Below are 26,653 nucleotides of genomic sequence, written 5' to 3'. Positions count from 1 at the left end.
TGGCGTTGTGCCTGGCCGCCTAGGTGGTCGTTGATGCTGCGGCCAGAACCGTCGGTGAAGCTCTGAGCGAACGACCGACAGCCGGTCGAACGTCACGGTAGGTTCCGCATGCCTTCGGCATCCAGCGGGCGTTTGCCCTGAACAGAGCCGAATACCGGGGCCCTACCGCCGGGCGTGACCCTTCCTCCCTGCCTGGCCGGTCTGTCCGGTGAGACCCCTTGACCTATGCCGCAGAGATTTTCCATCTACGCGTCAACGCGTAGATGCCGTAGTGTGCCTGTGCAGGGCATCCGCTCTGACGAGTCCGTGTGAAGAAGAGGTCAATTGTGACTACCGCCACGCTGTCGGCATTGTTTGAGCCCACCGCTTTTGGAGCTATCGAGGTGCCCAATCGCATCGTGATGGCGCCCATGACTCGCACTCGGTCTGGTGCCGCGGGGGTTCCGACCGGATTGGTGGCTGAGTACTACGCGCAGCGTGCGGGCGTGGGCCTCATCGTCAGCGAGGGGGCCTACCCCTCCCACGGGTCGCAGGCCTATGTCGGGCAGCCTGGCATAGCCGACGCAGAACAGGCGGCCGGCTGGAAGCTCGTTGCGGACAAGGTCCATGACAACGGCGGGCGTATTGTCGTGCAGCTGATGCACGGCGGGCGCAGTGCACATCCGAACATCAACGGTGGCCGCCGAGTCGTTGCACCCAGCGCTATCGCAATTCAGGGGCAGACCTTCACCGAGAGAGGCCAAGAGGCGCACGCGCAGCCCGAAGCCCTCACGGAGGCCGAATTGCCCGGTATCGTCGAGGAATTCGTCGATTCCGCCCGCCGCGCCATCGATGCAGGACTCGACGGGGTCGAAATCCACAGCGCCAACGGGTATCTCTTGCATCAGTTCTTGGCCCCTGCAGCGAACCAGCGCACCGACCAGTACGGGGGCTCTCCCGAGAACCGCGCCCGTTTCGTCGTTGAGGTGGTCACGGCTGTCGCCAACGCCATCGGTGCCGATCGCGTCGGAATTCGGATCTCGCCCGAGAACATGATTCAAGACACGAACGAAACGGACCGGCCCGATGTGCTGGCCACCTACAGCGCCCTCCTGACGTCCCTCCGTCCGCTGGGGCTTGCCTATGTGTCTATCCTGCACGGGGAGCCCGACGGCGACCTCGTCCGTACCCTCGCGGAGCACTTCGGCGGGAAGACACTCATCAGCGGCGGATTCAGGGAGGTCCCGACGACTCGCGAGGACGCCGCAACGTTGATCGAGCTGCCCCACGTCCACGCGGTCGTCGTCGGCCGCGCCCTGATCGGAAACCCCGACCTTGCCACTCGGTGGCGAGAAGGCGCACCCGAGAACGCGCTTCGCCCCGAGCTGTTCTACGGAGTCGGGCCCGATGGATACACCGACTACCCCACCCACAACGCGAACTAAACGGCACTTCGCCAAAGAGGACTCCTTCGAGCACCAGGAGACATTCCATGACACTCAGCAACACCGCTGTCATCTTCGGCGCGGGCCCCGGCATCGGAGCGGCGGCCGCCCGCGAGTTCGCAACGCTCGGCTACAAGATCGCTCTCATCGCGCGCACCAGGTCGACGCTCGCGTGGCTTGTCGCACAGCTCGAGGCGGACGGCGCGACCGCGAAGGCGTTCGTGGCCGACGCCGCGGACGGCGACTCCATCGACACCGCCGTCAATGACATCCGAGTCTGGGCGAAGGGTGACCCGAGTGTCGTCTTGTTCAACGCGTTCACCTCCCAGCCCGCGGGCCTGACGCACAAGGTCGATCCTGCAGCATTCTCGCGGAGCCTCATCGTGAACGCCGGGGCGGCACAGCACCTGGTGCACCGCTTCGCACCGGCACTCCTTGCCGCAGGAGAGGGGTCGTTGCTGTTCACCAGCAACGCGTTCGGGGAGTTCCCGACAGGCAGCGGCTTTGGCACGCTGAGCGCGGGGAAGGCCGCTATGCGATCGGTGGCCCTGACTTTGGCGCAGGACATCGCCGGGAGCGGCGTGCGGGTCGGAATCCTCACGGTGAACGGCCCCACAGCTCGGGGCACCGACTTCGATCCCGACGTGATCGCCGCCGAGTTCGTGAAGCTGCACCAAGGGACCGTTGACGGCATCGAGCTTCACTTCAACGGCGCATCCGCCTCGGCCTGACCCGAGCTCTCCCCGTGCGGGCACTCGCGGTGACTCTTGGCCGGCAGGCTCGCTCCGTCGTGCTCGTATTACCCGCACGCCACGACCCTTCTCTCCGGTTGCCAGCGCGCCTGGTCGACATTCCTTCGGACAACGATCGACACCGACGCCCCTCTTCGGTCGGCCCGGGGGACCGAATCGGGATGGACAGCAACGGCGGCAGTGACGTGCCGATCACACGCCACTGCCGCACTCGCGGTGCCGGGGGTCAGGACCCGATGCCGAGGTGCGCTCCACCTGCGACGTCGAGAGAAACCCCCGTGATGTATCTGTTGTCCGGATCGGTGAGGAATCTGATCGCGTTGGCGACTTCCTCGGGCTCGGCGAACCGGCCCATGGGCAGTTGCGCCGCGCGAGCATCGCGCGCGGCCTGAGCGGCGCCCGACTGATCGGCAAGCTGCGACCAGAGCGGCGTGTTGACGGGACCCGGGTTCACCGCGTTGACCGAGATGCCGCTCGGGCCGAGGATCTTCGCCATCGACCACATGATGTGCAGGACGGCGATCTTGCTCGCGTTGTACGGCAGGTAATCGACGCGCGCTTCCTTCGCCGCCACCGAGGACAACAGAAGAATCGTGCCCTTCGTGCCGCCGTCTCGCATCGCGTTACCGACGTCGCGAGTGATCGTGAACGTGCCGGTGGCGTTGATGCGCATGATGCGGTCGAACTCCTCGGTCGTCGTGGTCAACGGATCGGGCGTGCCGCCGAGTACACCTGCCGCGTGAACGAGGACATCGATGCGCCCGTGCGCGGCAACGACCTCTCGAACAGCCTCGGCAGTTCGTACCTCATCGGTGACATCGAGCTCGAAGAAGCGGGAGAGAATCTGTCCGGCCAGGGGCGAACGATCCGCCCCGAGAACGATGTCACCACGCGCCTGGAGCGCGAGGACGACAGCCGCGCCGATGCCCCCGCTGGATCCCGTGACGAGGACGACCTGAGGCTCATGGGTGGAGGTCATTTCACTGCCATGCTCGACCATGCGCGGCCCTCCTGTTCTTCGGTCGGAAGACCGGCAGCGGCGAGGATCTGATCGAGGAGCTGTTGAGTCTTCGCCGCCTCCCACCCCGAGGTGAGAGGTTGTTGACGGTCTCGGACCCGATCGAGGAAGTGTCGAACCGCGTCGGCGAAGCCGAATGTCTCCGTCGCCGTGGCCCAGCCGAACGCTTCGGGGCTCATCGAGCGGACAGTCCTGACGCCGTCCACCGTCACCGCGACACTGTCGGGGGCCAGGACCTCGGCGGATCGCCTCTGGCCGTACGCGTCGAGCTTCTCGCCCCACGCCCCTGCGGCGCGCGCTGCGACGAGCACACCGGTGTTGCCGGTGGAGAATCGCACGAGAGCGGCCGTGCCGTCTTCTTCCCAGGGGTCGGTCCCGGCAGCCGCGGCCGACACATCCACGACGTCGCCCCCGCAGAACCAACGCAGCAGGTCCACCATGTGGATCGCGTTCTCGAAGGTGGCGCGATACTCGGACCCGGCTCGGTTCTTCTGCGCGACGCAGAAGGACGCACCGCCAGCTCCGAAAGCTTCGCGTGCCGCGACGTACACGGGCGCGAAACGTCTGTTGAGTCCCACCATGAGAATCCGGCGGTGATCGTCCGCGAGCTGGGCGAGTCGTACCGAGTCGGCGGTGGAGGTGGCCAACGGTTTCTCGCAGAACACGTCGACGCCGGCACGCAGGGCGCTCTCGACCGCAGCGACATGCTCGGAACGCGGAGTGAGGACGAAGACGGCGTCGAGTCGCTCGGAGGCGAGCATCTCGTCCACGGAGCGGTAGACGTGCGCGAATCCCCATCGACGCTGCAGCGTGCTCGGGTCGTCGCGGCGGGAGACCAAGGCCTGCAGGATGACATCCTCACGCTGCACGAGAGTGGGAAGTTGCGCAATACTAGCGATGTTGCCCGCACCGACGACGCCGACCCTCAGCGCGGTCACGATGCGGTCCCGGTGTTGCGAGCCGCGGTGGCGCTGTCGATCTGGCTCAGCAGACGTCTGATGTTCTCCGCGCCCCGCCGGAACCCGGTCTCCGGCTCGTCGAGGTCTTGGGGGTGCCAGCGGTATTCGTACTCGAGGGTGAGCACATCGTCGTAGCCGACATCGCGAAGGCGCCGGAGCACGTGGGCCCAGTCGAGAGAGCCATCCCCGACCACGCGGGAGATCACGGCCCGCTCCGAGGCGTGCACGCGGGCGGTCTCGGATGCGACGAAGGGGGCGTCCGGGTCCTTGAACACGAGGTCTTTGACGTGCACGTGACCGATCAGGTCGCCCTGCGTCGCGAACGCGGCGTCGATGTCTTCATCGTGGGTGAAGGTGAGGTTGGCCTGGTCGTAGAGCACCCGAACAGCGGGGGAGTCGACAGCGCGAACGAGGTCAGCCGTGGCCTTGGCGGTCTGCGTCATCGTGCCGAAGTGGTTCTCCGCACACAGAAGGACTCCCGCCTGAGCGGCCGGATGGGCGAGCTCGCGGAGCGAGCGCACGAGCTGCGCCCAGTGTGCGGCATGGTCGGTGTGATCCGGCTGCCAGGCTCCGGAGTAGATCCGGATGCGGGTCGCTCCGAGGGTGTGGGCGATATCGATGGCGGACTTCAGCTCGTCTACGGCCTCCGCTCGCGTGCGTTCGTCGGTCGCGTTGATGGCCGTCGTGTACGGGGTGAGGCCGATGATGGGAACGCCCTCGCCCGCTGCGACGCGTGCTGCTTCAGCCGCGGCTGCGGTGTCGCCGATCGGGAGGCCGCTGATGTAGTCGTCCTGGTAGATGATCTCGGCCGCGTCGAGACCTGAGCGCCCGAAAAGCGCGAGCGCCTCGGGGACGGTGTGGTGCGGGGTGCCGAGGGTGTGTCCGGCGATTCTCATGAAGATGCCTCCGTGGTGATCGAGGGGGAGTGGGCGTGCCAATCGCGAGGACCGACGAGAGGGGGAGGATCGGCGACGCGTGACCTGTCGACGAACTCAAGGATCAGCCCCCACGATGTGCGGGCGTAGACCCATCGGTTGCCGGCGACGGCGGGACTGTCCCCGGCGACTTCTTTGCGGGCACCGAGGATCTCGATATCGGGGAGGTCGGCCACGGCTGTGACAACGTCGTCGACGTCGTTCACCACGAAGCAGAGGTGGTGGCCGCCGGCGTCGCTGGCGCGGGGGAACACCGGCGAGCGATCCGCGCTCCACCACTGGAACAGTTCGACGTTGAGGTTGGGCGGCAGCCGCAACATACGCAGTCTCAAATGCGCATCGGCGGGTACCCCGAAGTGTTCCGGCATCGCGGCCGCATCAGGGCCGCGGGTGGATTCGTACAGCACCTCGGCGCCGAGGAGCACAGTGAACAGGTGGGTGGCGTCGTCGAGATCGGGCACGGTGAACGCCACATGGTCGACGTACTGCAGACCGGGAAGGCCCGGAGAGGTGGGAGTCATCGGTGAAGTTTCTGGGTCGATGAGCGGATGAGGAGAGTCGGTTGGAGGACGACGTGTTCGGGCGGACCCTCTGCGAGCAGGGCCTCTCCCAGCTCGATCGCGAGCTGACCGAGTTCGGTGACGGGTTGGCGGACGCTGGTGAGCCGGGGATTGAAGTGCGCTCCGGAGTCGAGCCCGTCGAAGCCGACGACGGACAGATCGCCCGGCACGGTGAACCCGCGGGCGCCGAGTTCGGAGATCACCGCGAACGCGATCGCATCGTTGCTCGCGATCATCGCCGTGGGGCGATCCGGTTCGCGTAACCAGTGGTCGACGATCCCGGCAGCCAGGTCGGCGTCCGCGGCAGCTTCCAACGCCACCGGCGCGACGTCGTGGCGGTGGGCCGCGCGATGGTAGGCGTCCCAGCGGTCTTGCGCCGTGTGCGTACCGATGATGCCCGGCGCGTAAGCGATGCGCGTGTGACCGAGGCCGAGGAGATGGTCGAAGGCGAGGTCGATGCCGTGCGCACTGTCGACCGTGACGGTGGGAACGGAGGGGTCGTCTTCCACGCGGTCGATGACGACGATCCTGTTCTGGAATGTGTACTCACGCAGCGCCTCGAGATCGACGCGAGTGGACGGAGCGACGACGCCGAACGGGGAGTACATCGAGCGCATCGAACTGAGGTAGCCGGCGGTCTGGCCGGTATCGCCCCCGGTAATGCAGAGCAGCAGCTGGTATCCGCGTGCCTCGGCGGCCGCGGTTGTTGCGCGGGCGAGCTCAGCAAAGAAGGGATTCGTGATGTCCGGGACGATCAGGGGGACGAGATTGCTCGAGCCGCGGCGAAGCGCTTGGGCCAGCGGGTTCATCGAGTAGCCCAGCCGGGCGGCTACTTGGAGTACGTGCTCCCGTGTGGCGGTGCGAACGGCGTCCGGCCGCGAGAACGCACGAGACACGGTGGAGCGGTGGACACCCGCCGCCTCGGCGACATCGTCGATGCTCACTTCAGCCATGGGGGTCCGCCTCGTCTTCTTCGGGTGGCCAGATGAGCTCCATCGCGGACAGGAGCTCCGACAGGGTCGACATGCCCGCGAATCCGCTCGCGAGGGTATCGGCGACGTCGTCGACCAACTTCTCGTACAGGGGGTCGCTGTCGACCTCGAGGATGGCGGTCGTCGTCACGCCGGAGGTGTCGGTGAAGGAGGCGTTGCCGGTGGTGTCGACGGCGGCGAACCCGCGGGTGCCGGCCGCGGTGAAGCTGCAATAGCGTTTCAGCGGTGAGTCGGGAAAGGCGTATCCGACCTCCACGATGGCTTCTCGACCCGCGCTGGTGCGCAACATGAGTGTTGCGTGATCGTCTACGCCCTCTCCGTGCAGCGCCGAGGATCGACGGCGGACGACCTCGGTGGGGTGGCCGATGTGGCGAAGCGCCATGTCGACGAAATGCGGGCCGAGGTTCATCAAGCTGCCGCCCCCCGACAACGCCGGATCCAGCATCCACGGGTTCCCGTTCCGACGGTACCGATGCGCGGGCCCGGCGACGAAAGCCATCCGCTCGTAGACGATGTCTCCAGCCTGGCGCAGCCAGGAGTCGATGGGCGCGCCGCGTTGCACCAGTGCGACGGTCACTGCGACCTCGGCCAGGCGTGTCTCTTGCTCCAGCTGTCTCAGCTCGCCCAGGTCGACGCCGGCGGGCTTCTCGATCACGAACGGAATGCGCCGTCGGATGAGTTTCCGAGCATTCGCGAGCATCTGATGGTGGGGGCTGAAGACGAACGCGACGTCGATCCTCTCGTGATCGAGGGCGACGTCGACGTCTGATGTGGCGGAGGCGTCCAGCCGGGCGGCGAACCGTTCGGCGGTGGCCAGGTGGGCGTCCTGCACGGCCACAACGCGGAACCGTCTCGAAAGACCGTCGAGGTAGAGCGGCGCATGCCAATGCGCGACGCCCACCAGAACGGCCATGGGGCGCACATCCTTCGTTTCGGGCTTCATCGCCTGTGACTTCTCCCTCTCTCGTCTTAGCACACTCTCAGAAATGAGATCGATTGCTGAGATCGATCTCAGAAATCGTGGCACACGTGCCTCGACGCTGTCAACGACACCCGATCGTCCACTCGCGCAACTCTCCGAAGTGGTGTATTCCTCGAAGTCATGTTCACCAAAATCGATGTCCTCCAGACCATCCGCGACTCCGGCAACGTGCTGATCGTGCGCCTCGACACCGCCGAGGAGGCCTACGAGGTCGCCGTCGCGGCGGTGGCGGGCGGCATCCGCGCGCTGGAGATCACGCTCTCGATCCCCGGTGCGGTCGACGTCATCCGGCGTCTCGCAGAACGCTTCCCTCAGGATGATGTGGTCATCGGCGCGGGCACCGTCCTCGACGAGCACGCCGCCTGGTCGAGCATCCAAGCCGGGGCTCAGTTCCTCGTCAGCCCCAACCTGAATCCCGCGATGATCCGGGTCGCCAACCGCTATCAGGTCGCGACCATCAGCGGGGCCTACACGCCCACGGAGATCCTCGACTCCGCCGAGGCGGGCGCCGATATCGTCAAGCTGTTCCCGACCGAAGCCGGAGGCATCCCGTACACCAAGGCGGTGCTCGCGCCCCTCGCCCACATCCCGCTCCTCCCGGCGGGCGGGGTGACTCCCTCCAACGTGGGCGACTGGTTCAGCGCCGGCGTCACGGCCGTTGGAGTGGGCAGCGCCATCACCAAGGCCGGACGCCCGAACGGCGACATGGCCAGGGTGACCGACGCGGCCGCAGAGTTCGTCGCTGCGATCGCGCGAGTGAAGCGGTGACGACGTCCGAGGAGGCGGTCGTTCCGGTCGCGTACATCACGCTGGGTGGTGCGGGATCCGGAAAATCGACTCTGTCCGCGTATCTCAGCAGGCTCGCCGGGGCGGTCTACCTCGACAAGGACACCCTCGCCGGCCCGCTCGTGCGAGTCGCGCTCGAGGCTCTCGGGCAGGACCCGTCCGACCGTGAATCGAACGCGCTGTACTTCGAGAAAGTCATGCCGGCGGAGTACGAGACGCTCTTCGACACTGCGGGCCGCAATCTCGAACTAGGGCTCTCCGTCGTCCTGGACGCACCCTTCGTCGCTTATCTGGACGATGAGGACTTTCTGCGCCGTGCCACTGAGAACGCGAAATGGCCGATGACCCGTATTCGGGTGATCCATGTCGAGACGTCACGCGACGTCGTTCGACGGCGTCTGATCGAACGCGGGAGCGCCCGTGACCGCGTCAAGCTCGCCGACTGGGACGCCTACTGGGCGAGGTACGGCACTCTGCGTTGCCGTTGGAGCACGGGGGAGCACGTGAGCGTGTCCAACGACGACGACTCCGCGCTCGAACGTCTGGCCGCGCTGATCTGACGCCGAGCGAGCGGGTCCGCGAACATCTCCAGCGGATCCTTGACAGATCCACGGAGGCATGCGATCGTCAGTAACGGCGTTACGGAAACGCTGTTACTGATCCCCGACGATGAGGAATCACACCATGGCACTAGCGGAAGACGTTGCGCACGCGATGCACACGCTCGAGCTGCTGGCTTCGCGGCCTGAGGGCCGGCGCGTCAGCGAGATCGCCGAGCGGCTGGGCGTCAACAAGGCCATCGCTCACCGCCTTCTCGCAGCGCTGATGAACGCGGGATACGTCCTTCAGGACGCGCGCACTTCGAGCTATGTGGCCACCCACAGCCTCGGCGCCCTCGGCCTGCGTCAACTTTCCTCATCGGGCGTGGGGACATGGGCGCAGCGCTCGCTGGATTCTCTCGCCGCTGATTGCGAGGAGCTCGTGCGTTTGGCCGTCGCCACCAACGACACCATGCAATGGATCGCCAAAGCCCAGGGCTCCAACTCATCGCTCCGTCTGGATCCTGTGATGGGGCAGGATGTCGTTCCGCACGCGACCGCATCCGGCAAGGCCTGGCTGGCCACGCTCAGTGCGGAGCGCATAGAGACCGTCCTGGATCATGAGGACCGCCTGAGTGTGACATCCCGGTCTTCCCTCGACCGACCTGCGCTCAGCACCGAGCTCGACGAAGTGCGACACCGCGGGTACGCGACGACGTTCGAGGAGATGGACCTCGGCATCAATGCTGTCGCCGCTCCCATCTTCGGGGCGGGAACGGGACGCGAGGCGACGGGCACCATCAGCATCGCGGGCCCGTCCGTGCGGATGACGCGCGCGCGGATGGCCGAGCTCTCCCCGCTGCTGTTGGCCTCAGCGGCGGAGATCGCCAAGAGCTGGCCGAGCTACGCCTACCTCGTGGCGAGCGAGGAGTTGTCCGCCTAGTTCTCGCCCACCCGCCGAGAATCGTTCCACTTTCCGGTTGATCCGACGCGATCAGCCGCTGTCAACCATGTCCACGGTCGGCTCCGGGTGAGCCGGCGCGCGCCTTCGAAGGAGAAGCTCGATGACTTCGGCTCCCCGTACCGCCAGCGAACCTGCTGCCGAGATAACCGGACGCCCCGTCCGAAAGGGCCAGGCACGCAACCTGCTGGCCGGCACCGTCGGGCACTTCGTCGAATGGTACGACTGGTACGTGTATGGCCTCCTCGCGGCGGTCTTCTCCTCGCAGATCTTCCCGTCGGACTCCCCGTTCGCGTCGCTCATCGCCGCGTTCTTGACCTACGCCATCGGGTTCATCGTTCGCCCACTGAGCGGCATCATCCTCTCTCCGCTCGCAGATAGGTACGGGCGCCGCCGGATTCTCTCCCTCGCGGTGTCGGGTATGGCCCTGGGTGCCCTGATCATCGGCCTCACACCGCCTTTCGCCGTCGTCGGCTACCTCGCGCCGATCATGTTCGTCGTCGCTCGCATCCTTCAGGGCATCTCCGCCGGAACTGAGGGACAGAGCGCGATCGCGTTCATGGTCGAACACGCACCCGCGAATCGACGTGGCCTCTTCGGCTCCTTCACCAATATGGCCAGTGGCCTGGCGACTCTGGCCGCCACCGGAGCCGCGGCCATCGTGACCTCGGCTTTCGCCCCCGATGTTCTCGCGTCGTGGGGATGGCGAATCCCCTTCATCGTCGGCGGCATCCTCGGCGTGGCCGGACTCGTGCTCCGCGCCCGCTCGGACGAGTCGCCCGAGTTCGAAGCCAGCGCGATGGCCGAGCAGAAGTCCGCGCCCAAGAAACTCCTCGAACTGCTGCGCAATCACCCGAAGGCCATCCTGCAGACCGCGGCCCTCTCGGCCCCCGCCGTGGCCTACTACACCTGGGCGACGTTCCTGCCGACGTACGCGAACCTCACCTCGGGTCGCGATTTGTCCTCCACTTTGGCGGGCAGTGTCATCGGCCTCGTCCTGCTCGTGATCGTCGTCCCGACCTGCGGGTACATCTCCGACCGACTCGGCCGACGCAAGATCTTCCCCATCGTCGGCGCGATCGGCATGATCGTCCTTTTCTTCCCGTTGCTGCTTCTTCTGCAGACGCCGGGCTTCTGGATCTACGTGCTCGTAGCGGCGTCCGGTTGGGTCGTCCTCGGCATCTGGCAGTCCGTGTACCCCACCATTCAGGCGGAGCTGTTCCCCGCCGCGGTTCGTGTCTCCGGGATCGGTTTCGCCCACCAGATCGTGATCGCCGTGTTCGGCGGAACAGCGCCCCTCATCGCTGCAGCATTCGTCGGCGCCGGAAACCCTATGGGAGTCGCGGTCTACATGATCGTCGTCGTCACCATCTGCCTGATCATCTACTTCACCCTGCCGGAGACCGGCAGCCGGGCACCGCGGGCCACCGTCTCGGCAACGGACAGCATCTCGGTCGTGGCGGACGATCCGGCCGTCACGGTGTCGGACGCGCGTCGCCGCGACACTCGCGCCTCACGTGATCGCCGAGCAGTGACCACCGAGCAGTGACCACCGCAGAACGGAAAGGACACCCCGCATGATCATCAACACGTTCTCGTACCTCTGGAAGGCATCGGCCCACGAAGCGATCACGGAGCTGATCGACAACGGGTACCGCACGTTCGAGGTGCCGATCAGCTCGCCGCACTGCTGGCCCGTGGAGACCTCCAGCGCTGACCGCGCTGCGATCCGCCGCACGCTTGAGGATGCAGGCGCCGGCATCCGCTCGCTCAACGCCGGGGGATACGACCTCAATCTCGCCAGCCCTGCTGCCAGCATGCGGGACAAGAGCATCGAGCACATCACGTCCGTCATCGACCTGGCCGCGGAGTGGAACGTCGGGGAGATCATCATCTCCCCGGGTACGCGTCGCCCGATGATCTCTCCGAGTCTCGAACAGGTGCACGGATGGCTCCACGACAGCCTGGAGACCCTCGTTCCCCGGGCGAAGCGCGCGGGAACGCGGTTGCTCTTCGAACAGACCCCTTACTGCTTCACCCCCACCATCGAGACCCTGGCGCAGGTGGTTCGCACGGTGGACGATGACGCACTGAAGATCGTGTACGACGTGGCCAACGCCGCCTACATCGGGGAAGACCCCGTTGCGGCTCTGCGGGAGTACCGCGACCTGATCCCGCTCATCCACATCTCGGACACCGGCACCGATGTCTGGGGGCACGACCCCATCGGCACGGGCGTCATCGATTGGGCCGCGTTGGGCGCTGTCGTCGACGCGACGCTCGGAGTCGACAACGTCGTCCTGGAAGTCATTCGTGACGAGAACACCCTCGAGGAGTTCGCGACCGCGCTGCGGGATCTGAACGCCGCGGGGTGGAGTGTCGAGAACAACCGCGCCGAGGAGGTCGTGCGATGAGAGCTCTGGTCAGCGGAGGAAGCAGCGGAATCGGTGCCGCCGCCAGCGTGAGGATCGCCGAAGCGGCCCTCGCGCGCGGCGAGGACGCGATGATCGCGGTGTGCGGGCACACCTCCGGTCCGCAGCACGAAGAGGTCGTCGAAGCCGTCCGCGCCGCCGGCGGCACCGCGATCGCCTTGACAGGCAATCTGCGCGACCCCGAGGTTCCCGCGACGCTGGTCGCCGCTGCCGTCGAGGAGTTCGGGGGGCTGGACGCTCTCGTGGCGAATGCGGGTATCGCCAAGCCGGGTGCCCTCACCGACGTCACGCTGGAGGACTGGGAGAACATGTTCTCCGTCAACCTCCGTGGAGCGTGGCTTCTGGCGAAGGCCAGCTACCCGCACCTGCGTGACAGTGAAGGTGCGGCGGTGTTCACCTCATCCATGTCGGGGCAGATCCCGCACGCCGGGTCCGGCGCCTACAGTCCGACGAAGGCTGCGTTGACGCTGCTTGCGCAGACTCTCGCGTTGGAGTGGGCTCCGGATGGGATCCGCGTGAACGTGGTGTCGCCCGGGATGACCAGAACGGGGATGAACACCGAGCTTTATCGTGATCCCGCGATCAAGGAGGGGCGGGAAGCCATCATTCCGCTCGCCCGGATCGGACAGCCGATCGACATCGCCAACGTCATCGAGTTCCTCATCAGCCCCCTCGCGGGCTACGTCACCGGACAGGACGTCTGCGTCGATGGAGGCTTCACCAAGTCGATCCTCAGCCACATCCCCGGCAAACCCACGTCGAAGGCATAGCCATTGACATGGCCCGCGCGCCGGCACGTGCTCGGGCCGCGCACCACGGACACGGGCCACTCGCTTTCCCGGGCACACAGCAGCCAAACCAGGCGAACACATCTCAAAGGAGAGAAGGACATGATCAAGAAGCGATGGAGCATCGCGCTGGCAGCCGCTGCGGCGGCGAGCCTCACGCTGGCCGCCTGTGCACCGGCGGACGATTCCGCCGGTGGTGGGGGATCGAGCGGTGAAGGTGGCCCCGTGACGTTGACCTACTGGGACTTCCTGGACCCCAGCCAGGACAACCCCAGATCCAACGCTCTGCGAGAGAACATCGCAGCGTTCGAAGAAGCCAACCCCGACATCAAGATCGACCTGTCGGTCGTCGCCCTGGGCGACATGATCAGTCGTCTGCCGCAGGCAGCGGCCGCCGGTCAGGCGCCCGACGTCTTCAAGATGTTCACCCCGCAGGTGCCGCAGATGGCGGCGGCCGGTGCCTACACCCCGCTCCCCGCCGACGCTCTCGCGGTGGACGACTGGCTCCGCCCGGCTGACACCCTGGCGGGGCCCGACGGGCAGCAGGTGGCCGTGCCTTACGAGTACCGCACGTGCGCGCTCTACTACAACCAGAACATCCTCGACCAGATCGGTGCCACCGCGCCGACCACGTACGACGAGGTCGTCGACGTCGCCGCCAAGGCCGCTGCCGCCGGCTACACCGGCTTCGGCACCGGATTCTCCGACACCGACAACTCCGCCATCATCGCGACCTTCTTCGACTGCTTCATGAGCCAGGTCGGTCAGGACATCTGGGATGAGGACGGGAACGTGGACTACGCCGGTGAGAAGGCCGACGAATTCGGAGAGTTCCTGACCAAGCTTCGGGATGCCGATGCGCTGGGCAGCAGCGTGGTCTCGGACACGTACTCGACCGTCACCGACGGGCTCGCGAACGGGACCGTCGCCATGTCGATCCTCGGCACCGAGCGCATCGTCACCTTCGGCAACACCAACCCCGATATCAAGTGGAGCGCACTCCCGACCGCCTCGACGGGCGGAGAGACCGGTTCCACGTTCGGCTGGACGATGGGCATCGGCGCGGGGAGCAAGAAGGTGGACGCCGCATGGACGTTCATCGAGTACATGACCGGCGCTCAGGCCGCGACGGGGCTGGCAAGCGGCGGCGAGGTCCCTACCCGCTCGTCCAGCTACGACGACCCGTACTTCTCCACCCCCGACGCTGACGCGGTCAACTCCATCGCGGAATACGTCGAGAGCAACAGCGAGCCGCACCCGTACCAGGACAACTGGATCGCTCTCGCCACCGGGCTCTCGCAGGCAGGGCAGGCGATGTATCTGAACGGCCTGTCGGGCAGCGAGTTCATCAGCGCGGCGCAAGACGCCGCGAACAAGTAACCGAAAGCGCATCCGGGGAGCCCGTGAGGGCTCCCCGGAGATCGGAACATCATGACTCTCTCCAGCGGCATCGTCGGGGTCCCCTCCGGCATTCGCGACGCAGCGAACACCCCCGATCCGAGTACCAGCGTCCGCCGGCGCCGCGCCGACTGGCGCGTGTGGATGTACGCGGTCCCGGTCGTGCTGGTGTTCACGTTCGTCTTCATCGGCCCGCTCATCTACACCGCGTGGACCGCTCTTCACGAGACGACGTACTACCAGATCGGCGCGTTCTCCGGGCTGAACAGCTTCGTGGAGCTGTTCTCCGACCCCGACCTCCCGACGCAGATCGGCACCACCCTCGTCTTCTCGCTGGGGGCTCTGGCGATCGCTCTGCCGGCGGGTCTGATCTCGGCGATCGTGCTGAACGGTCTGCACCGGTTCAAGCGGACCGTGCGCAGTCTGTTCCTGCTGCCGTGGTTGATGTCGCAGGCGATCGCCGGTGTCATCTGGCTGTGGTTCCTGAACCCCAACTACGGCCCCGCGTCGTACATCACCACCTCTCTCGGGTTCGGGCCCACGGATGTGTTCTCCTCTCCCACCTCCGCTCTTGTGGCCGTCACACTCATCACCGCGTGGTGGTCGTACCCGCAGGCCATGCTCCTGTTCCTGGGTGCGTTGCAGACCATCCCGGGGGAACTCCGCGAGAGCCTGAAGATGGATGGAGGGGGCCTCTGGCGGGAATTCGTCAGCATCACGTTGCCGTTCCTCCGGAACACGATCGTCTCCGTGACCGTCGTGCTCCTCATGCTCTACGTGCAGATGGTGACCATCATTCTGGTGACCACTCGAGGCGGACCCCTCAATGCCACGGAGACATTGTCCATGCGCGTCTACAACCAGACGTTCCTCGACTTCGACCTCTCCGGCGCGTCAGCGACCGCGATCCTGCTCTTCGCGGTGAACACCGCCCTCACTCTCGTCGCCATCCGTTTCCGCCGGAAGGAAGCACTATGAGCACTGCAACAGAACGCATCCTGACCGCCGGATCCGCGCCGCGTCGTCGCAAGCGCACCGATTGGCTGCGCGTCATTCCGGCGTGGGCCTACATCGTGATCTCGGCCGCCATCGTGCTCCCGCCGATCGCGTGGATCATCTCCACCGCGCTCAAGCCGGATGCCGACACCATCGCCTTCCCGCCGACATGGATCCCGGACCCCATCACGTTCGAATCCTTCGCTGGCATCTACACCACCACGAACGTCCGCTTCTTCATCAACTCGCTCGTCTATGCCGGAGGCTCGATCGTCCTGGCGCTGGCGATCTGCATTCCGGCCGCGTACGTCGCCACCCGCTATCGGAGCCGGCGGATGGAAGCACTGATGACCGCCATCCTCGTTCTATCGATGGTGCCCGCGATCGTCGTGTTCATCGCGCTGTACTCGATGTTCGTGAAGACCTCGTTCATCAACACCTACCCGATGCTGATCGTGGTCTACACCGCCATCATCTGCGGACAAACCATCCTGTTCCTCCGCAACTTCATCGAGAACATTCCCGTCGAGATCGAAGAGGCCGCCGCTATCGACGGCTGCTCCCGATTCCAGATCCTGTGGCGCATCGTCATCCCTCTGATCCGCCCCGGTATCGCCGCGATCGCCATCTTCATCTTCGTCTTCGTGTGGAATGACTTCCTCGTCGGAACCGTCCTGGCAACCACGGAAGACATGAAGACCGTGCAGAACGGCATCGTCCGCTACATCCAAACCGGATTCGGCAACTTCTGGGGACTGTTCTCCGCCTTCGTCATCGTCGCCTTCGTCCCCGTCCTCGCGATCTTCGCCGCCTTCCAGCGGTGGTTCATCGCTGGCCTGACGTCGGGCGGCGTCAAGGGGTAGCTCAGTGCGGCCGGAGCTCTTCCGCCCAGGAAGAGCGTACGCACCGACATCCGCCCGAACTACATCCACTCGAGGAGGATGCCGTGAGCAAGGACACCATCGGTGTGGCACTCGTAGGAGCGGGGGCCATGGGAAAGGTCCACGCCGCGATCGCATCGGGAATCGACGAACTCGAGGTCGTCGCGGTGGTCGACTCGTTTGCGGACGCCACCGCCGGCGTCGCCGCCCGACTCGAAGCGGCCGGCTACCGGCGTCCCGGCGAGTACTCGACGCTCGACGATGCCCTCGCGTCGCCGGAGGTCGACCTGGTGGTGATCACCACGCCGAGCGGACTGCACGTGTCCCAAGCGACGCTGGCCCTGGACGCGGGGCGACACGTGATCCTCGAGAAGCCGCTCGACGTGGATCTGAGCCGAGCTCGAGTGCTGGCCGACCGTGCTGCCGATGCCGCGCGCGACGGGTGCGTCGCGACGGTCATCAGTCAGCACCGATTCGATGCGGCGTCGGTCGTCGTCGCGGACGCGGTGAGGTCGCACCGTCTTGGGCGGGTCACATCGGCCATCGCCTCGACCGCGTGGTGGCGGCCCCAGAGCTACTACGACTCCGCCGACTGGCGCGGAACGTGGGCCCTGGACGGCGGGGGCGCGTTGATGAACCAGGGTGTCCACAACATCGACCTGTTGCTCTCGTTTCTCGGGCGACCCGTGGAGGTCTCGGGGCAGATGGCCCTCCTCGCTCACCGTGGGATCGAGGTTGAGGATTCGGTCGTCGGGACGATCCGGTTCGAGTCAGGGGCGATCGCGGCCGTGCACGCGACGACTGCGGCATACCCCGGACTGTCCACACGGCTCCAGGTGATGGGATCTCGAGGCTCCGCCATCATCGAAGACGACGTGTTGACCTACTTCCATGTCACAGAGAGACCGGGAGTCGACATCGGGCCGATGGGTCTGACATCCGCGGATGGCAATCAGGTCGGCACCGTGCCCGTCGACAAAGGCGGGCGAACGGTCCGTCTCGGTTTCGACCTTCCGCCGGCGCCCGCGGGTCAGTACAGCCTCGACCCGACCAGTCATCACCGGCAGTATCTGGATGTCGTGAACGCCATCGCTTCGGGCGTCCAGCCCGCCGTGACCGTCCAACACGCGTACGACGCGATGGCCGTCATCCGATCGATCTACGTCTCGTCGACCCTGAAGAAGCCCGTGCGGTTCGACCAGGTCGCGGCTGGCGACTACGACGACGTGCAGCTGGTTGCGGTCGATGCCTCGCGCACGAGCGAAGGTCCCCAATGAACCTGCTTTCCGTTCGCTGTCATCCCGAGAGGACCCCATGATCACCGGTAGAGCGACACTCATCGCCCACATCGGATACCCGACGGACACGTTCGCCTCGTCGTCGCTGTGCAACCCCTGGCTCGATCGGAACGGATTCGACGCCGCCGTCATCCCGATGTCCGCTCGCGCTGAGGGCTACCCCGATCTGTTCCGTGCGCTCTTCACCCTCACCAACCTCCGCGGCGCTCTCGTGACCATGCCCCACAAGGTCACCACCATGGAGCTCGTCGACGAGATCAGTCCCGCGGCCGCGATTGCCGGCGCGACGAACGCCGTCGTCAAGCGCGAGGACGGTTCCCTCCTCGCCGACCAGTTCGACGGCGCCGGATTCGTGCGAGCCCTCGCCCACAAAGGGTTTGATTGCGCCGGCAAACGCGTCATGATCGTCGGCACCGGCGGGGTGGGGTCCGCCATCGCCGCGTCGCTCGCGGCCGAGGGCGTCGGAGGCATCAGCCTCGTCAATCGCCATGCGGAGTCGGCGGAGGAACTGTCGAAGCGTCTCCGGGCTCACTATCCGCACGTGGACACTCGTCCTGGAACACGGGATTCAAGAGGCTTGGATCTCATCGTCAACGCGACGTCTCTGGGTGTACGTGCCGGCGATCCTTTGCCCCTCGACCTTGACGGCGTCGAGAGCACGACCTTCGTCGCGGATGCCGTCAACAAACCCGAGCTCACCCCGTTCTTGGTGGAGGCCCAGCGAAGAGGCTGCAGGATCCAAGCCGGCCGCGACATGCTGCTCGAGATGGTGCCCGCATATCTGGCATTCTTCGGGTTCGAGGGCGCGTCCGTCGAGGATTTCGTCCGAGATCGGTGAACCGGCCACCGTCACGCGGCGCCGCGTCGCGGGTCGATCATCGTCATGCCCGCGGGAGAGGCGGTGTCCATGCGGGTGAGAAGGGATGCCGCCTCGTGCAGGCCGACGACGCGCTCGATGAGCGCCTGTGGGCGCAGGCTGCCCGACGCGATGAGGGCCAGCATCGCCGGGTAGTCCACCGCGGCCATGCCGTGGCTGCCCAGTAGGTCGAGCTCCCACGCGATCGCCCGGCCCATCGGCACGCCCGACAGGCCGGTCGCGGTCGGCAGCAGCCCGACCTGCACGTGCCGTCCGCGTCGGCGCAGGCTCATGATCGCGTCGGCGCACGTCTGCTCACTGCCGACCGCATCCACCGACACGTGGCTGCCTCCCGACGTCAGCGCGTGCACCCGATCGGGCACGGCGCCGTCGGAGAGCACGGTGTGATCGGCGCCGAGCGTGCGCGCCACCCCGAGGGCGGCGGGATTGCGGTCCACGGCGACGACGCGGGCACCCAGGGCCTTCGCGATCATGACCGCGCTCAACCCCACCCCGCCGGCACCGACGACCGTGACCCACTCATCGGCCCGCACGTGGGCACGGGCCGTGAGCGCGCGGAACGCCGTTGCGAATCGGCATCCGAGAGCCGCGGCGGCCTCGAACGAGACCGCGTCGGGGACGGTGACGAGATTGGTGTCGGCTGCGTGCAGCGCGACCCGCTCGGCGAACGCGCCCCAGTGGGTGAAACCGGGCTGCTGCTGGTGCGGGCATACCTGGGCATCGCCCGCCCGACACCACTCGCAGACGCCGCATCCGCAGACGAAGGGCACCGTGACGCGGTCGCCGGGCGCGAAGCGGCGCACATCGGCTCCGACGGCGACGATGACCCCGGCGAGCTCATGACCCGGCACGTGGGGGAGCGCGATGTCGTCGTGGCCGGCCCACGCGTGCCAGTCGCTGCGGCACAGCCCCGCCGCGCGCACCTCCACGACCACCCCGTTCGCCGGCGGCTGCGGGTCCGCAACCTCTCGAACCTCGACCTGCTGCCGGAACCCGTCCATCACCATCGCGCGCACGGGACCACGGTATGCGAACGGGCGCGGGGCGGCCGACACCGGCGGTGTCGCAGGAGTGCCCTAGATTCGTGCGGTGGGTATCGGGGAGTGGGTCGCGCCGCGACGGCTGGGACGCGACTTCCGATGGCTGTTCGCGTCGTCGGTCACGAGCAACATCGGCGACGGGATCGCCCTCGCGGCATCCCCGCTGCTGATCGCATCGCTGACCGACTCGCCGGTCCTCGTCGCATCGGGCGCGATCATGCAGTTCCTGCCCTGGCTGCTGTTCGGTCTGCACGCCGGGGCCATCGCCGACCGGGTCGACCGGCGCGCCCTGATCATGGTGGCGAACGGCATCCGTGCCCTGGTGCTCGTCGGCCTCTGCGTGTTCCTGGTGACCGGCATCACGAGCATCTGGATGGTGCTGGTCGTCGCCTTCCTCTACGGCACCGCCGAGGTGTTCGTCGACACCACCAGCAGCACCCTGTTGCCCATGATGGTGACCAAGCCGGATCTCGGCATCGGCAACGCGCGACTGCAGGCGGGCTTCCTCGTCGCCAACCAGCTCGGAGGCCCGCCGCTGGGCGCATTCCTCTTCGCGCTCGGCTCGTTCTGGCCGTTCGCGGTGCAGGCGATCTGCGTGGCGTTCGCCGTCATCCTGATCTCGCGGATCACCGCCACGACGCGCGCCGAGGCCACGCGGGCCGAGCGCGAGCGGCCGGCGGTGCACACCGACATCGCGAGCGGCATCCGGTGGCTCTGGCAGAACCCGCCGGTGCGCACGCTCGTCGTCATCATCCTCGCGTTCAACGTCACGTGGGCGGCACCCTGGGGTGTGCTCGTGCTGTACGCGACGGAGTATCTGCAGATGGGCCCCGTCGGGTACGGTGCGCTGACCACGGCGTCGGCGATCGGCGGACTGCTGGCCACCGTGCTGTACGGCCGCCTCGAACGCCGCTTCTCGTTCGCGACGCTGATGCGCGTGTGCCTGTCGGCCGAGGTGCTCATGCACCTCGCGTTCGCGCTCACGACGTCGGGCGCCGTCGCCTTCGTCATCATGATCGCCTTCGGCGCCTACGCGTTCGTGTGGGCGACGATCTCGACGACCGTGCGTCAGCGACTCGTGCCGCACGAACTGCAGGGTCGGATCGCGTCGGTCAACATGGTCGGCATCTTCGGCGGACTCGTGATCGGCCAGGCGCTCGGCGGCATCATCGCGCAGGTGTGGGGGCTCACCGGACCGTGGTGGTTCGCGTTCGTCGGTGCGGCGATCACGCTGCTGCTCGTCTGGCGCCCGATCTCGCACATCGCCGCCGCGGCGCCCGTCGACGATGAGGATGGTGCGGGCGAGGAGTGAGCGACGGCGTCTCGGGGGAGTGGGAGGGGCCGGTCAGCCGCGTCGCGCGTCAGCGCAGCAACGAATGTGTCGGATGCGGATGCCGGATGTGGCACGCGGGGTGTGTTCAGGCGGGGCCGGTGGCGAGCGGCTCGATCGCGAAGTTATCGCGGAAGACCGACTGCGGATCGTACTTGGCCTTGATCGCCCGCAGCCGGGCGAGTGTGGCGGGCGGAAACGCCTCAGCGATGCGCTCGGGACGCAGGGTCGAGTCGAAACTGAGGTACATCCCGGCGGTGTGATCGTCGAGCGTCTGCCACGCGGCATCCAGCCGGTCCGTGTCGGCGCCCAGGCCGACGACGGAGAAGTTCGCGGAGCGATGCGCATAGGCGGTCGCGTCGTCGGCCACGTCCGAGACCGCGCCTCCGACGGCGCGGAACTGGAAGAACGGCGCCGCCCCCGACTCGACCAGCCGCGCCGCCGCCTCGGCGAACGCGGGGGTGATGTGGTCGACGAGCGCCGAGCGTGAATACGGCTCGCCCGCACCGTGCTGGGGGCCGAGGTCGGCGTTGGACATCACCTGCGCGTACGAGACCAGCTGAACCGACTGCTGCACCACGGGGGCGAGCTCTGCGAAGGGCTGGAGACGCGCGATGATCGTGTCGGGATCGGGGGAGTCGACCACTCCGTATAGCTGCACGAGCAGTGGCCGGCCGGGTCGCCGACCGCCCGTCAGCAGGAAGATCGTCAGATCGCGCGGCGACGCCTCCACAATCCGTCCGTAGCCCTCCATGAAGGCCGCGAGATCGTCGACCTGAAACGCCAGTTGAGCCCAGCCCACCTCGCCGATCTCGTCCACTTCGAACTCGAAGGCGGTGACGATGCCCATGTTGGCGCCGGCGCCGCGGATCGCCCAGAACAGATCCGGTCGAGTCTCGGAATCCGTCCGTACCAGCGAGCCGTCGGCGAGCACGACCTCGGCCGCCCGCAGGTGGTCGATGGTGAGGCCGTGCTCGCGGGCCAGGAAACCGATACCGCCGGCGGTCGCGAGCCCGCCCACCCCGACACCGCCGTAGTCGCCGGAGCTCAGCGCCCAGCCGTGCTCGCCGAGCGTCGTCGCGACCTGCATCCATCGCGCGCCGGGTCCGATCCGCACCAGCCGACGCTCTTCGTCCAGGATTTCGATCTCGTCGAGCCGCCGCAGGTCGATGACGATGCCGCCATCGTTGGTGCTGCGGCCGCTGATGCCGTGGCCCCCGCTGCGAACCGCGAGCGGGGCATCCGGATGCCGGCGGGCGAACGCGATCGCCTCCGCCACCTGCTGCGGCGAGTCGGGCTGCAGGACGATCCCGGGAGCACCGCCGCGCATGTAGGTCGCTCGTACCTCCGCATAAGCGAAGTCACCGGGCTCGATGGCGCGCAGCCCCTCGGGCACGTCGTCGTACGCGATGCCGTCGCGGCGTGCGGCGAGCGCTGCCGTCGACCGGGTGGACGCGTCGACCGTGCCGTGTGCACGGCGCTCGAGCGCCACGATCTCGCGGACCGCGGGGGCGATCTGATCGCCGAAGGACTGCAGCAGCGCGGCATCGTCTCCCGCGAGGATGAACGTGGACACTCCGTCTTCGAGCGCGAGCGTCGCCAGTCGCTCGGCGAACTCAGAGGGGTCAGCCGCGAGCTGCCCGATGTTGAGCAGTCGGCGGATCTCGCGGGGCGCGCGCCCTACGGACGCCGCCGCCTCGTCGATCGCGGCATTGCCGCGTGCGAGGTCGCCGGGCTGCAAGTAGTCGAGCGACGGCAGCCAGCCGTCGCCCTTACGACCGGTGAGCGCGAGCATGCGCGGCTTGTATGCACCGATCAGGATGGGGATGTCGTGCGCCGGGCGGGGGCCGCGCTTGGCGCCGTGCACCCGGTGATACGCCCCATCGGTGAACACGCCACGGTGCTCGCTCGTGTCCCACAGCAGGCGGATCACGCCGATCGCCTCTTCGAGCGCGGATACGGCCTGGCCGGGCGTCAGCCGGGTGCCGCCCATCGCCTCGATCGCGTCCCAGAATGCGCCCGCGCCCAAGCCGAGATCGAAGCGGCCGTCCGAGAGCAGGGACAAGCTCGCCGCTGACCGGGCGACGACGGCGGGCTGACGCAGGGGCAGGTTCAGCACGTTCGGTGCGATCCGGATGCGGTCGGTGCGCGCCGCGATGTAGCTCATGAGCGTCCAGGTGTCCAGGAACGCGGGCTGGTACGGGTGGTCCTGGAAGGTGACCAGGTCGAGCCCCGCTGCCTCGGCCACCTGCGCGAGCACCACCGGGCTCTGCGGGTTCGCTGCACTCGGGGTGATGAAGGCGCCGAACTCGATCCGATGTCCGTAATCCACGAGAGTCCTTTCAGTCGGCCGAGGAACGGGCCGGAGCGGGTGCGGGGCGGATACCCACGAGGAGGATGTCGAGCAGCACCGTGCGGTCTGCCGGATGGCCGAGTCTGACGGCGTGCTCGATGCCGCATACGAGCTGCTGCAGCTGGGCGGGGGACAGGTCCCTGCGGACGGCTCCGGCGTGCTGCGCCCGCGTGAGCACCGCCGCATATCCCGTCAAGATCGTGGTGCGGGCTGCAGCGCACTCATTGTGCACCGCCGGATCGACGCGGCCCAGGTCGGTGAGTACCGTTTCGAGCCCCGCATCGGCGAGCTGCAGGTCGAGAGCGTCCGCGAGGAATCGCTGCAGCGCCCGCTGAGGGTCCGGGTCTTCAGCGGCCGCATCCGCCGCATTCGTCAGCCGCGCGAGCGAGTCCAGGCTCAGGGCTTCGATGAGGGAGCGCACGGTGGGGAAATGCCGGTAGACGGTTCCGATGCCGACTCCGGCATCGCGGGCGATGTCGTTCAGTCGGAGAGCGCGCACGTCATGGCTTCGCGCGGCATCCAGGATGCGTTCGCGACTGCGCACGGCGTCGGCCCGAGGAGACATGCGACCACTCTACGTCATAAACGGATGGAATATCCGTTTATAGTCAGGGCGGGTGGGGTGCCTCGAGGCTCCGTGCGACCGGCGCCGCTGAGGGAGCGCCCCAGAGGTCCGAGCGGGCTCGCGGCGGCTAGCGCAGCGGCATCGTCATCCTGCGTTCTCCCGTCGGGAACGCGGTCGCGAGGATGCGCCCTTCTCGGTGACGCACGCCGCGTAGCTAGCGACGGTGCCGTCGCGCGTACACCGGGTCTCCGGCGCTCATCCCTTGGACGATGCGCATGACGCCCCCGATCTGCCCGACTCCGCTGAGCGCGGAACACACGGCCACCAGCAACGTCGGAAGTGTGAAGAGAGACGCTCCGGCCGCGAGATCTCTCACGACGAGTGCGAAGCCCCCGACGGCCAGCAGGAGCGCGAGTGTCCCCGAGATGAGACGCGCGAGGACGCGTGGTTCGCCGTGGACGAGCCGCACCCGCGCCCAGCGCCAGAACGACGGCGAGAGATCTTCGCCGCCGTAAACGGCGCGCAATCCTGTGGATGCGGCCCGTGCAAGCACTCGGCCGCTGCGCCACAGGACGACCAGCGTCGTTCCGCCGGCGACGCAGACGATGGCGGCAGCGCACACGACGACGAGATCCACCGTCGAGATGGAGTCGAACGCAGCGATGATCGCCACCATGCCTGTCGCGACGAAGCCGGCGACGATCGTGACGACGAACGCGACGAGTCCCAGCAACCATCGGGACCAGCGTTCGTAGTCGTGTCGGAGAGCGGCCGCACGAGCCGCGGTATCGGCTCTGCCCTCTGCCGCGAGGTCCCGGCCGGCCAGCAGCCGGCGGGACGTCGGCAGGATGAACGCGAAACCCATGGGGTCCGATGGTAATCGGTCGCCGTGACGACCTCGGGGCCGAGCATCGGCAGCCGCAGCCCGCGACGCACAGAAGAAGCTCGACCGTCGCATTCGGTGAGCGGTGGCGCGCAACAGAGATCGGTCAGATGATACGACATACATGTCGTATCATCTGAACATGAGTTCCGGCGGAGACGACGACATCGAACGCATCCGGTATCTCGTGCTGGCTGCGCAGCGCGAAGGGAGCCGAGCGCTCGCCGCGGAATTGGCTCCGCTGGCCCTGACGCCCGCACAGGCGGAGGTACTGCGTGTGCTCGTCGATGACGAGCCGTTGACGTTGACGGGCCTCGGCGAGCTGCTGGTGTGCGAGTCGGGGACGAACCCCAGTCGCTTGGTGGGTCGGTTGATCGACGCGGGGCTGGTGCAGAAGCAGGGAGTAGCCGATGACGCGCGACAGATCCTGCTCCGTCTCACGGATCGAGGACGGGAACGTCAGCGCGAGGCTGCACGGGTCGAGAGGCGCCTGCACGACCGCATGCGAGAGGCGCTCCGTAGCGTCGACCTGGGTGTCCTCGCCTCTGCGCTGGAGGGTCTGGTGAACGGCACGCCGGCGGGGGATGCGATCGCTCGGCGTGCGGCGACCCCGCGACGAGTCCGCGCATGAGCCGCGCGCACGGGGCCGCGGATATCGACGCGCCGCTCGCTGTCGTGCGAGAGGCGCTGCTCGCGGCACCGCGGCTTCCGGAGTGGAACCCCGCGTTCGTGCGCGTCGCCGGTGCCGCCCGGGCGACGCTCGGCTCCGTGTATGAGGTGGAGGTGATCCGTGGGTTGCGCGGCACGCTCACCTACACCGAGGTCGAGGAGCACCGAATCGCGTTCTCCTGGCGGGTGCCGATGCTGAGCGAACAGGGCATCTGGGAACTCCGGCCGCGAGGGCGGGCGGGAACGGCGGTCGCGCACACGGTCGAACGCCAGGGCGCACTCGCGGCTGTCCTCGCGCACACCCTTCGCACGCTCCCGCGACTCCGATTGGAACGTCTGGCCGAGCACACCCGCGGAGCGCGCCTCCGGTAGGTCAGCCCTGCAACGGCGGCGCAGCGCCGATGATCTGCTCCAGCGCGTCCCTCGTGGCGACGCGCTGGGCGATCTCGTCGGTGAGCCGGTCGCGCTCCGCCACCAGCCGTGCCGTGAGCAGGGACGTCTGGGATGCGGGCTCCGCCATGCAGGGCAGCACGTCCACGATCGCTGCCGTCCCGAGCCCCGCCGTCAGCAACTGGCGGATGAGGAGCACGCGGTCCACGACGGCGGCGTCGTACTGCCGCTGCCCGCTCGTGCTCCGATCCGCCTCGATGAGACCGCGTTCCTCGTAGTAGCGCAGGGAGCGCACACTCGCGCCGGTGCGTTGCGAAAGCTCACCGACGCGCATCGCTTGCCCCTCACATTGATGTCAGGTTCTACCGTAAGCGACATGACAGATCTCTCGCATGACACCGACCCGCGCCCCCGCGTGACGCAGCTCCGCCTCGTCGTCGAGGCGGAGGACTTCGACGCCGCGCTGACCTTCTACCGTGACGTCCTCGGCCTCACGGAGAAGGCGGCGTTCGAGGGCGACGGCGACGCCCGCGTCGCGATCCTCGACGCCGGTGCCGCCACCCTCGAACTCTCCAACCCCGCGCAGGTGCGCATGATCGACGCCGTCGAAGCCGACGGGCGTCCCAGCGCCCGCATCCGGATCGCGTTCGAGGTCGACGACAGCAGCACGACGACCGACGAACTCGTCCAGGCCGGCGCGCAGCTGATCGCCTCCCCGCGGGAGACCCCCTGGCGCTCGCTCAATTCGCGCCTGCACGCCCCCGCAGACCTCGAGATCACGCTGTTCCAGGAACTCGAGGAGGCGGAGACGCGTCACACGCGCCCCGGCTTCACAGCGCCCTGAC

At 67.3% G+C, this 26,653-nt stretch carries 28 protein-coding genes; 17 read left to right on the top strand and 11 right to left on the bottom strand.

Annotation, left to right across the window (positions count from 1 at the left end):
- The first annotated feature begins 326 nt into the window (after positions 1–326).
- Together AB0N73_RS09725 and AB0N73_RS09720 are read left to right on the top strand one after the other, a co-directional pair.
- Entirely contained in the window at positions 327–1,424 is a 1,098-nt protein-coding gene (locus AB0N73_RS09725) for an alkene reductase (protein WP_363562842.1), read from the top strand.
- A 47-nt stretch (positions 1,425–1,471) separates the two neighbouring features.
- Positions 1,472–2,155 carry an SDR family NAD(P)-dependent oxidoreductase gene (locus tag AB0N73_RS09720; RefSeq protein ID WP_363562840.1) on the top strand — a complete coding sequence of 228 codons (684 nt, stop codon included), beginning with the start codon at positions 1,472–1,474 and terminating at the stop codon, positions 2,153–2,155.
- A 247-nt stretch (positions 2,156–2,402) separates the two neighbouring features.
- On the opposite strand, the gene AB0N73_RS09715 is transcribed toward AB0N73_RS09720, so the two are convergent.
- The 6 genes from AB0N73_RS09715 to AB0N73_RS09690 are packed head-to-tail and all read right to left on the bottom strand — an operon-like array spanning position 2,403 to position 7,553.
- Positions 2,403–3,176 (bottom strand): SDR family oxidoreductase, encoded by a 774-nt coding sequence (locus AB0N73_RS09715; protein WP_363562838.1) that lies wholly within the window; start codon positions 3,174–3,176, stop codon positions 2,403–2,405.
- The gene (locus tag AB0N73_RS09710) at positions 3,152–4,132 is read right to left on the bottom strand and encodes a Gfo/Idh/MocA family oxidoreductase (protein WP_363562836.1); all 981 of its coding nucleotides are present in this window, start codon (positions 4,130–4,132) and stop codon (positions 3,152–3,154) included. The genes AB0N73_RS09715 and AB0N73_RS09710 overlap by 25 nt, the downstream gene beginning before the upstream one ends.
- Positions 4,129–5,049, bottom strand: a complete 921-nt coding sequence (locus tag AB0N73_RS09705; protein ID WP_363562834.1) for a sugar phosphate isomerase/epimerase — start codon at positions 5,047–5,049, stop codon at positions 4,129–4,131. The genes AB0N73_RS09710 and AB0N73_RS09705 overlap by 4 nt, the downstream gene beginning before the upstream one ends.
- Complete coding sequence (locus tag AB0N73_RS09700; protein ID WP_363562832.1) at positions 5,046–5,609, bottom strand: VOC family protein; 564 nt, start codon at positions 5,607–5,609, stop codon at positions 5,046–5,048. Before AB0N73_RS09700 ends, AB0N73_RS09705 begins: the two co-directional genes overlap by 4 nt.
- Positions 5,606–6,601 (bottom strand): LacI family DNA-binding transcriptional regulator, encoded by a 996-nt coding sequence (locus tag AB0N73_RS09695; protein ID WP_363562830.1) that lies wholly within the window; start codon positions 6,599–6,601, stop codon positions 5,606–5,608. The genes AB0N73_RS09700 and AB0N73_RS09695 overlap by 4 nt, the downstream gene beginning before the upstream one ends.
- The gene (locus AB0N73_RS09690) at positions 6,594–7,553 is read right to left on the bottom strand and encodes a Gfo/Idh/MocA family oxidoreductase (protein ID WP_363562828.1); all 960 of its coding nucleotides are present in this window, start codon (positions 7,551–7,553) and stop codon (positions 6,594–6,596) included. Before AB0N73_RS09690 ends, AB0N73_RS09695 begins: the two co-directional genes overlap by 8 nt.
- A 189-nt stretch (positions 7,554–7,742) precedes the next feature.
- On the opposite strand from AB0N73_RS09690, the gene eda reads away from it, so the two are divergent.
- From eda to AB0N73_RS09635, 11 genes are all read left to right on the top strand, one after another.
- On the top strand, positions 7,743–8,390 hold the full coding sequence (eda, locus tag AB0N73_RS09685) for a bifunctional 4-hydroxy-2-oxoglutarate aldolase/2-dehydro-3-deoxy-phosphogluconate aldolase (RefSeq protein ID WP_363562826.1): 648 nt from the start codon (positions 7,743–7,745) through the stop codon (positions 8,388–8,390).
- On the top strand, positions 8,387–8,968 hold the full coding sequence (locus AB0N73_RS09680) for an AAA family ATPase (protein WP_363562823.1): 582 nt from the start codon (positions 8,387–8,389) through the stop codon (positions 8,966–8,968). The genes eda and AB0N73_RS09680 overlap by 4 nt, the downstream gene beginning before the upstream one ends.
- 124 nt (positions 8,969–9,092) lie before the next feature.
- A complete protein-coding gene (locus tag AB0N73_RS09675; protein WP_363562821.1) occupies positions 9,093–9,890 on the top strand; it encodes an IclR family transcriptional regulator in 798 nt (265 codons plus the stop codon).
- A 121-nt stretch (positions 9,891–10,011) separates the two neighbouring features.
- Complete coding sequence (locus AB0N73_RS09670) at positions 10,012–11,457, top strand: MFS transporter (protein WP_363562819.1); 1,446 nt, start codon at positions 10,012–10,014, stop codon at positions 11,455–11,457.
- A 28-nt stretch (positions 11,458–11,485) separates the two neighbouring features.
- A complete protein-coding gene (locus AB0N73_RS09665; RefSeq protein WP_363562817.1) occupies positions 11,486–12,322 on the top strand; it encodes a sugar phosphate isomerase/epimerase family protein in 837 nt (278 codons plus the stop codon).
- A complete protein-coding gene (locus tag AB0N73_RS09660; RefSeq protein WP_363562815.1) occupies positions 12,319–13,110 on the top strand; it encodes an SDR family oxidoreductase in 792 nt (263 codons plus the stop codon). The genes AB0N73_RS09665 and AB0N73_RS09660 overlap by 4 nt, the downstream gene beginning before the upstream one ends.
- Before the next feature lie 120 nt (positions 13,111–13,230).
- The gene (locus tag AB0N73_RS09655; protein WP_363562813.1) at positions 13,231–14,508 is read left to right on the top strand and encodes an extracellular solute-binding protein; all 1,278 of its coding nucleotides are present in this window, start codon (positions 13,231–13,233) and stop codon (positions 14,506–14,508) included.
- A 51-nt stretch (positions 14,509–14,559) separates the two neighbouring features.
- Complete coding sequence (locus tag AB0N73_RS09650) at positions 14,560–15,504, top strand: sugar ABC transporter permease (protein WP_363562811.1); 945 nt, start codon at positions 14,560–14,562, stop codon at positions 15,502–15,504.
- Complete coding sequence (locus AB0N73_RS09645) at positions 15,501–16,385, top strand: carbohydrate ABC transporter permease (protein ID WP_363562809.1); 885 nt, start codon at positions 15,501–15,503, stop codon at positions 16,383–16,385. The genes AB0N73_RS09650 and AB0N73_RS09645 overlap by 4 nt, the downstream gene beginning before the upstream one ends.
- An 83-nt stretch (positions 16,386–16,468) precedes the next feature.
- Positions 16,469–17,680 (top strand): Gfo/Idh/MocA family oxidoreductase, encoded by a 1,212-nt coding sequence (locus AB0N73_RS09640; protein WP_363562807.1) that lies wholly within the window; start codon positions 16,469–16,471, stop codon positions 17,678–17,680.
- Between the two features lie 37 nt (positions 17,681–17,717).
- Positions 17,718–18,539, top strand: a complete 822-nt coding sequence (locus tag AB0N73_RS09635; protein WP_363562805.1) for a hypothetical protein — start codon at positions 17,718–17,720, stop codon at positions 18,537–18,539.
- Between the two features lie 11 nt (positions 18,540–18,550).
- On the opposite strand, the gene AB0N73_RS09630 is transcribed toward AB0N73_RS09635, so the two are convergent.
- Complete coding sequence (locus tag AB0N73_RS09630; protein WP_363562803.1) at positions 18,551–19,594, bottom strand: alcohol dehydrogenase catalytic domain-containing protein; 1,044 nt, start codon at positions 19,592–19,594, stop codon at positions 18,551–18,553.
- A gap of 73 nt (positions 19,595–19,667) precedes the next feature.
- On the opposite strand from AB0N73_RS09630, the gene AB0N73_RS09625 reads away from it, so the two are divergent.
- On the top strand, positions 19,668–20,930 hold the full coding sequence (locus tag AB0N73_RS09625; protein WP_363562801.1) for an MFS transporter: 1,263 nt from the start codon (positions 19,668–19,670) through the stop codon (positions 20,928–20,930).
- 106 nt (positions 20,931–21,036) lie between these two features.
- Here the strand turns inward: AB0N73_RS09625 and AB0N73_RS09620 are convergent, their stop codons facing one another.
- The 3 genes from AB0N73_RS09620 to AB0N73_RS09610 form a co-directional block, all read right to left on the bottom strand.
- Positions 21,037–23,280, bottom strand: coding sequence for an LLM class flavin-dependent oxidoreductase (locus tag AB0N73_RS09620; protein ID WP_363562799.1), 2,244 nt, complete (start codon positions 23,278–23,280; stop codon positions 21,037–21,039).
- A gap of 10 nt (positions 23,281–23,290) precedes the next feature.
- The gene (locus AB0N73_RS09615; protein ID WP_363562797.1) at positions 23,291–23,866 is read right to left on the bottom strand and encodes a helix-turn-helix domain-containing protein; all 576 of its coding nucleotides are present in this window, start codon (positions 23,864–23,866) and stop codon (positions 23,291–23,293) included.
- 214 nt (positions 23,867–24,080) lie between these two features.
- Positions 24,081–24,731 carry a hypothetical protein gene (locus AB0N73_RS09610; protein WP_363562795.1) on the bottom strand — a complete coding sequence of 217 codons (651 nt, stop codon included), beginning with the start codon at positions 24,729–24,731 and terminating at the stop codon, positions 24,081–24,083.
- Between the two features lie 160 nt (positions 24,732–24,891).
- Here AB0N73_RS09610 and AB0N73_RS09605 point away from each other — a divergent pair, with 160 nt between their 5' ends.
- A complete protein-coding gene (locus AB0N73_RS09605; protein WP_363562793.1) occupies positions 24,892–25,380 on the top strand; it encodes a MarR family winged helix-turn-helix transcriptional regulator in 489 nt (162 codons plus the stop codon).
- Positions 25,377–25,790 (top strand): SRPBCC family protein, encoded by a 414-nt coding sequence (locus tag AB0N73_RS09600; protein WP_363562791.1) that lies wholly within the window; start codon positions 25,377–25,379, stop codon positions 25,788–25,790. The genes AB0N73_RS09605 and AB0N73_RS09600 overlap by 4 nt, the downstream gene beginning before the upstream one ends.
- 1 nt (position 25,791) lies before the next feature.
- Here the strand turns inward: AB0N73_RS09600 and AB0N73_RS09595 are convergent, their stop codons facing one another.
- The gene (locus AB0N73_RS09595; protein ID WP_363562789.1) at positions 25,792–26,142 is read right to left on the bottom strand and encodes a MerR family transcriptional regulator; all 351 of its coding nucleotides are present in this window, start codon (positions 26,140–26,142) and stop codon (positions 25,792–25,794) included.
- Between the two features lie 42 nt (positions 26,143–26,184).
- Between AB0N73_RS09595 and AB0N73_RS09590 the strand changes: the two genes are divergently transcribed.
- A complete protein-coding gene (locus tag AB0N73_RS09590; RefSeq protein ID WP_363562787.1) occupies positions 26,185–26,652 on the top strand; it encodes a VOC family protein in 468 nt (155 codons plus the stop codon).
- Position 26,653 lies beyond the last annotated feature (1 nt).

This window comes from Microbacterium sp. NPDC089189 (genome assembly GCF_040685095.1).
In the GTDB taxonomy this organism is placed as follows: domain Bacteria; phylum Actinomycetota; class Actinomycetes; order Actinomycetales; family Microbacteriaceae; genus Microbacterium.
The sequence above is the reverse complement of the archived record's forward strand: the minus strand, read 5'-3'. Positions and strand labels throughout refer to the sequence as shown.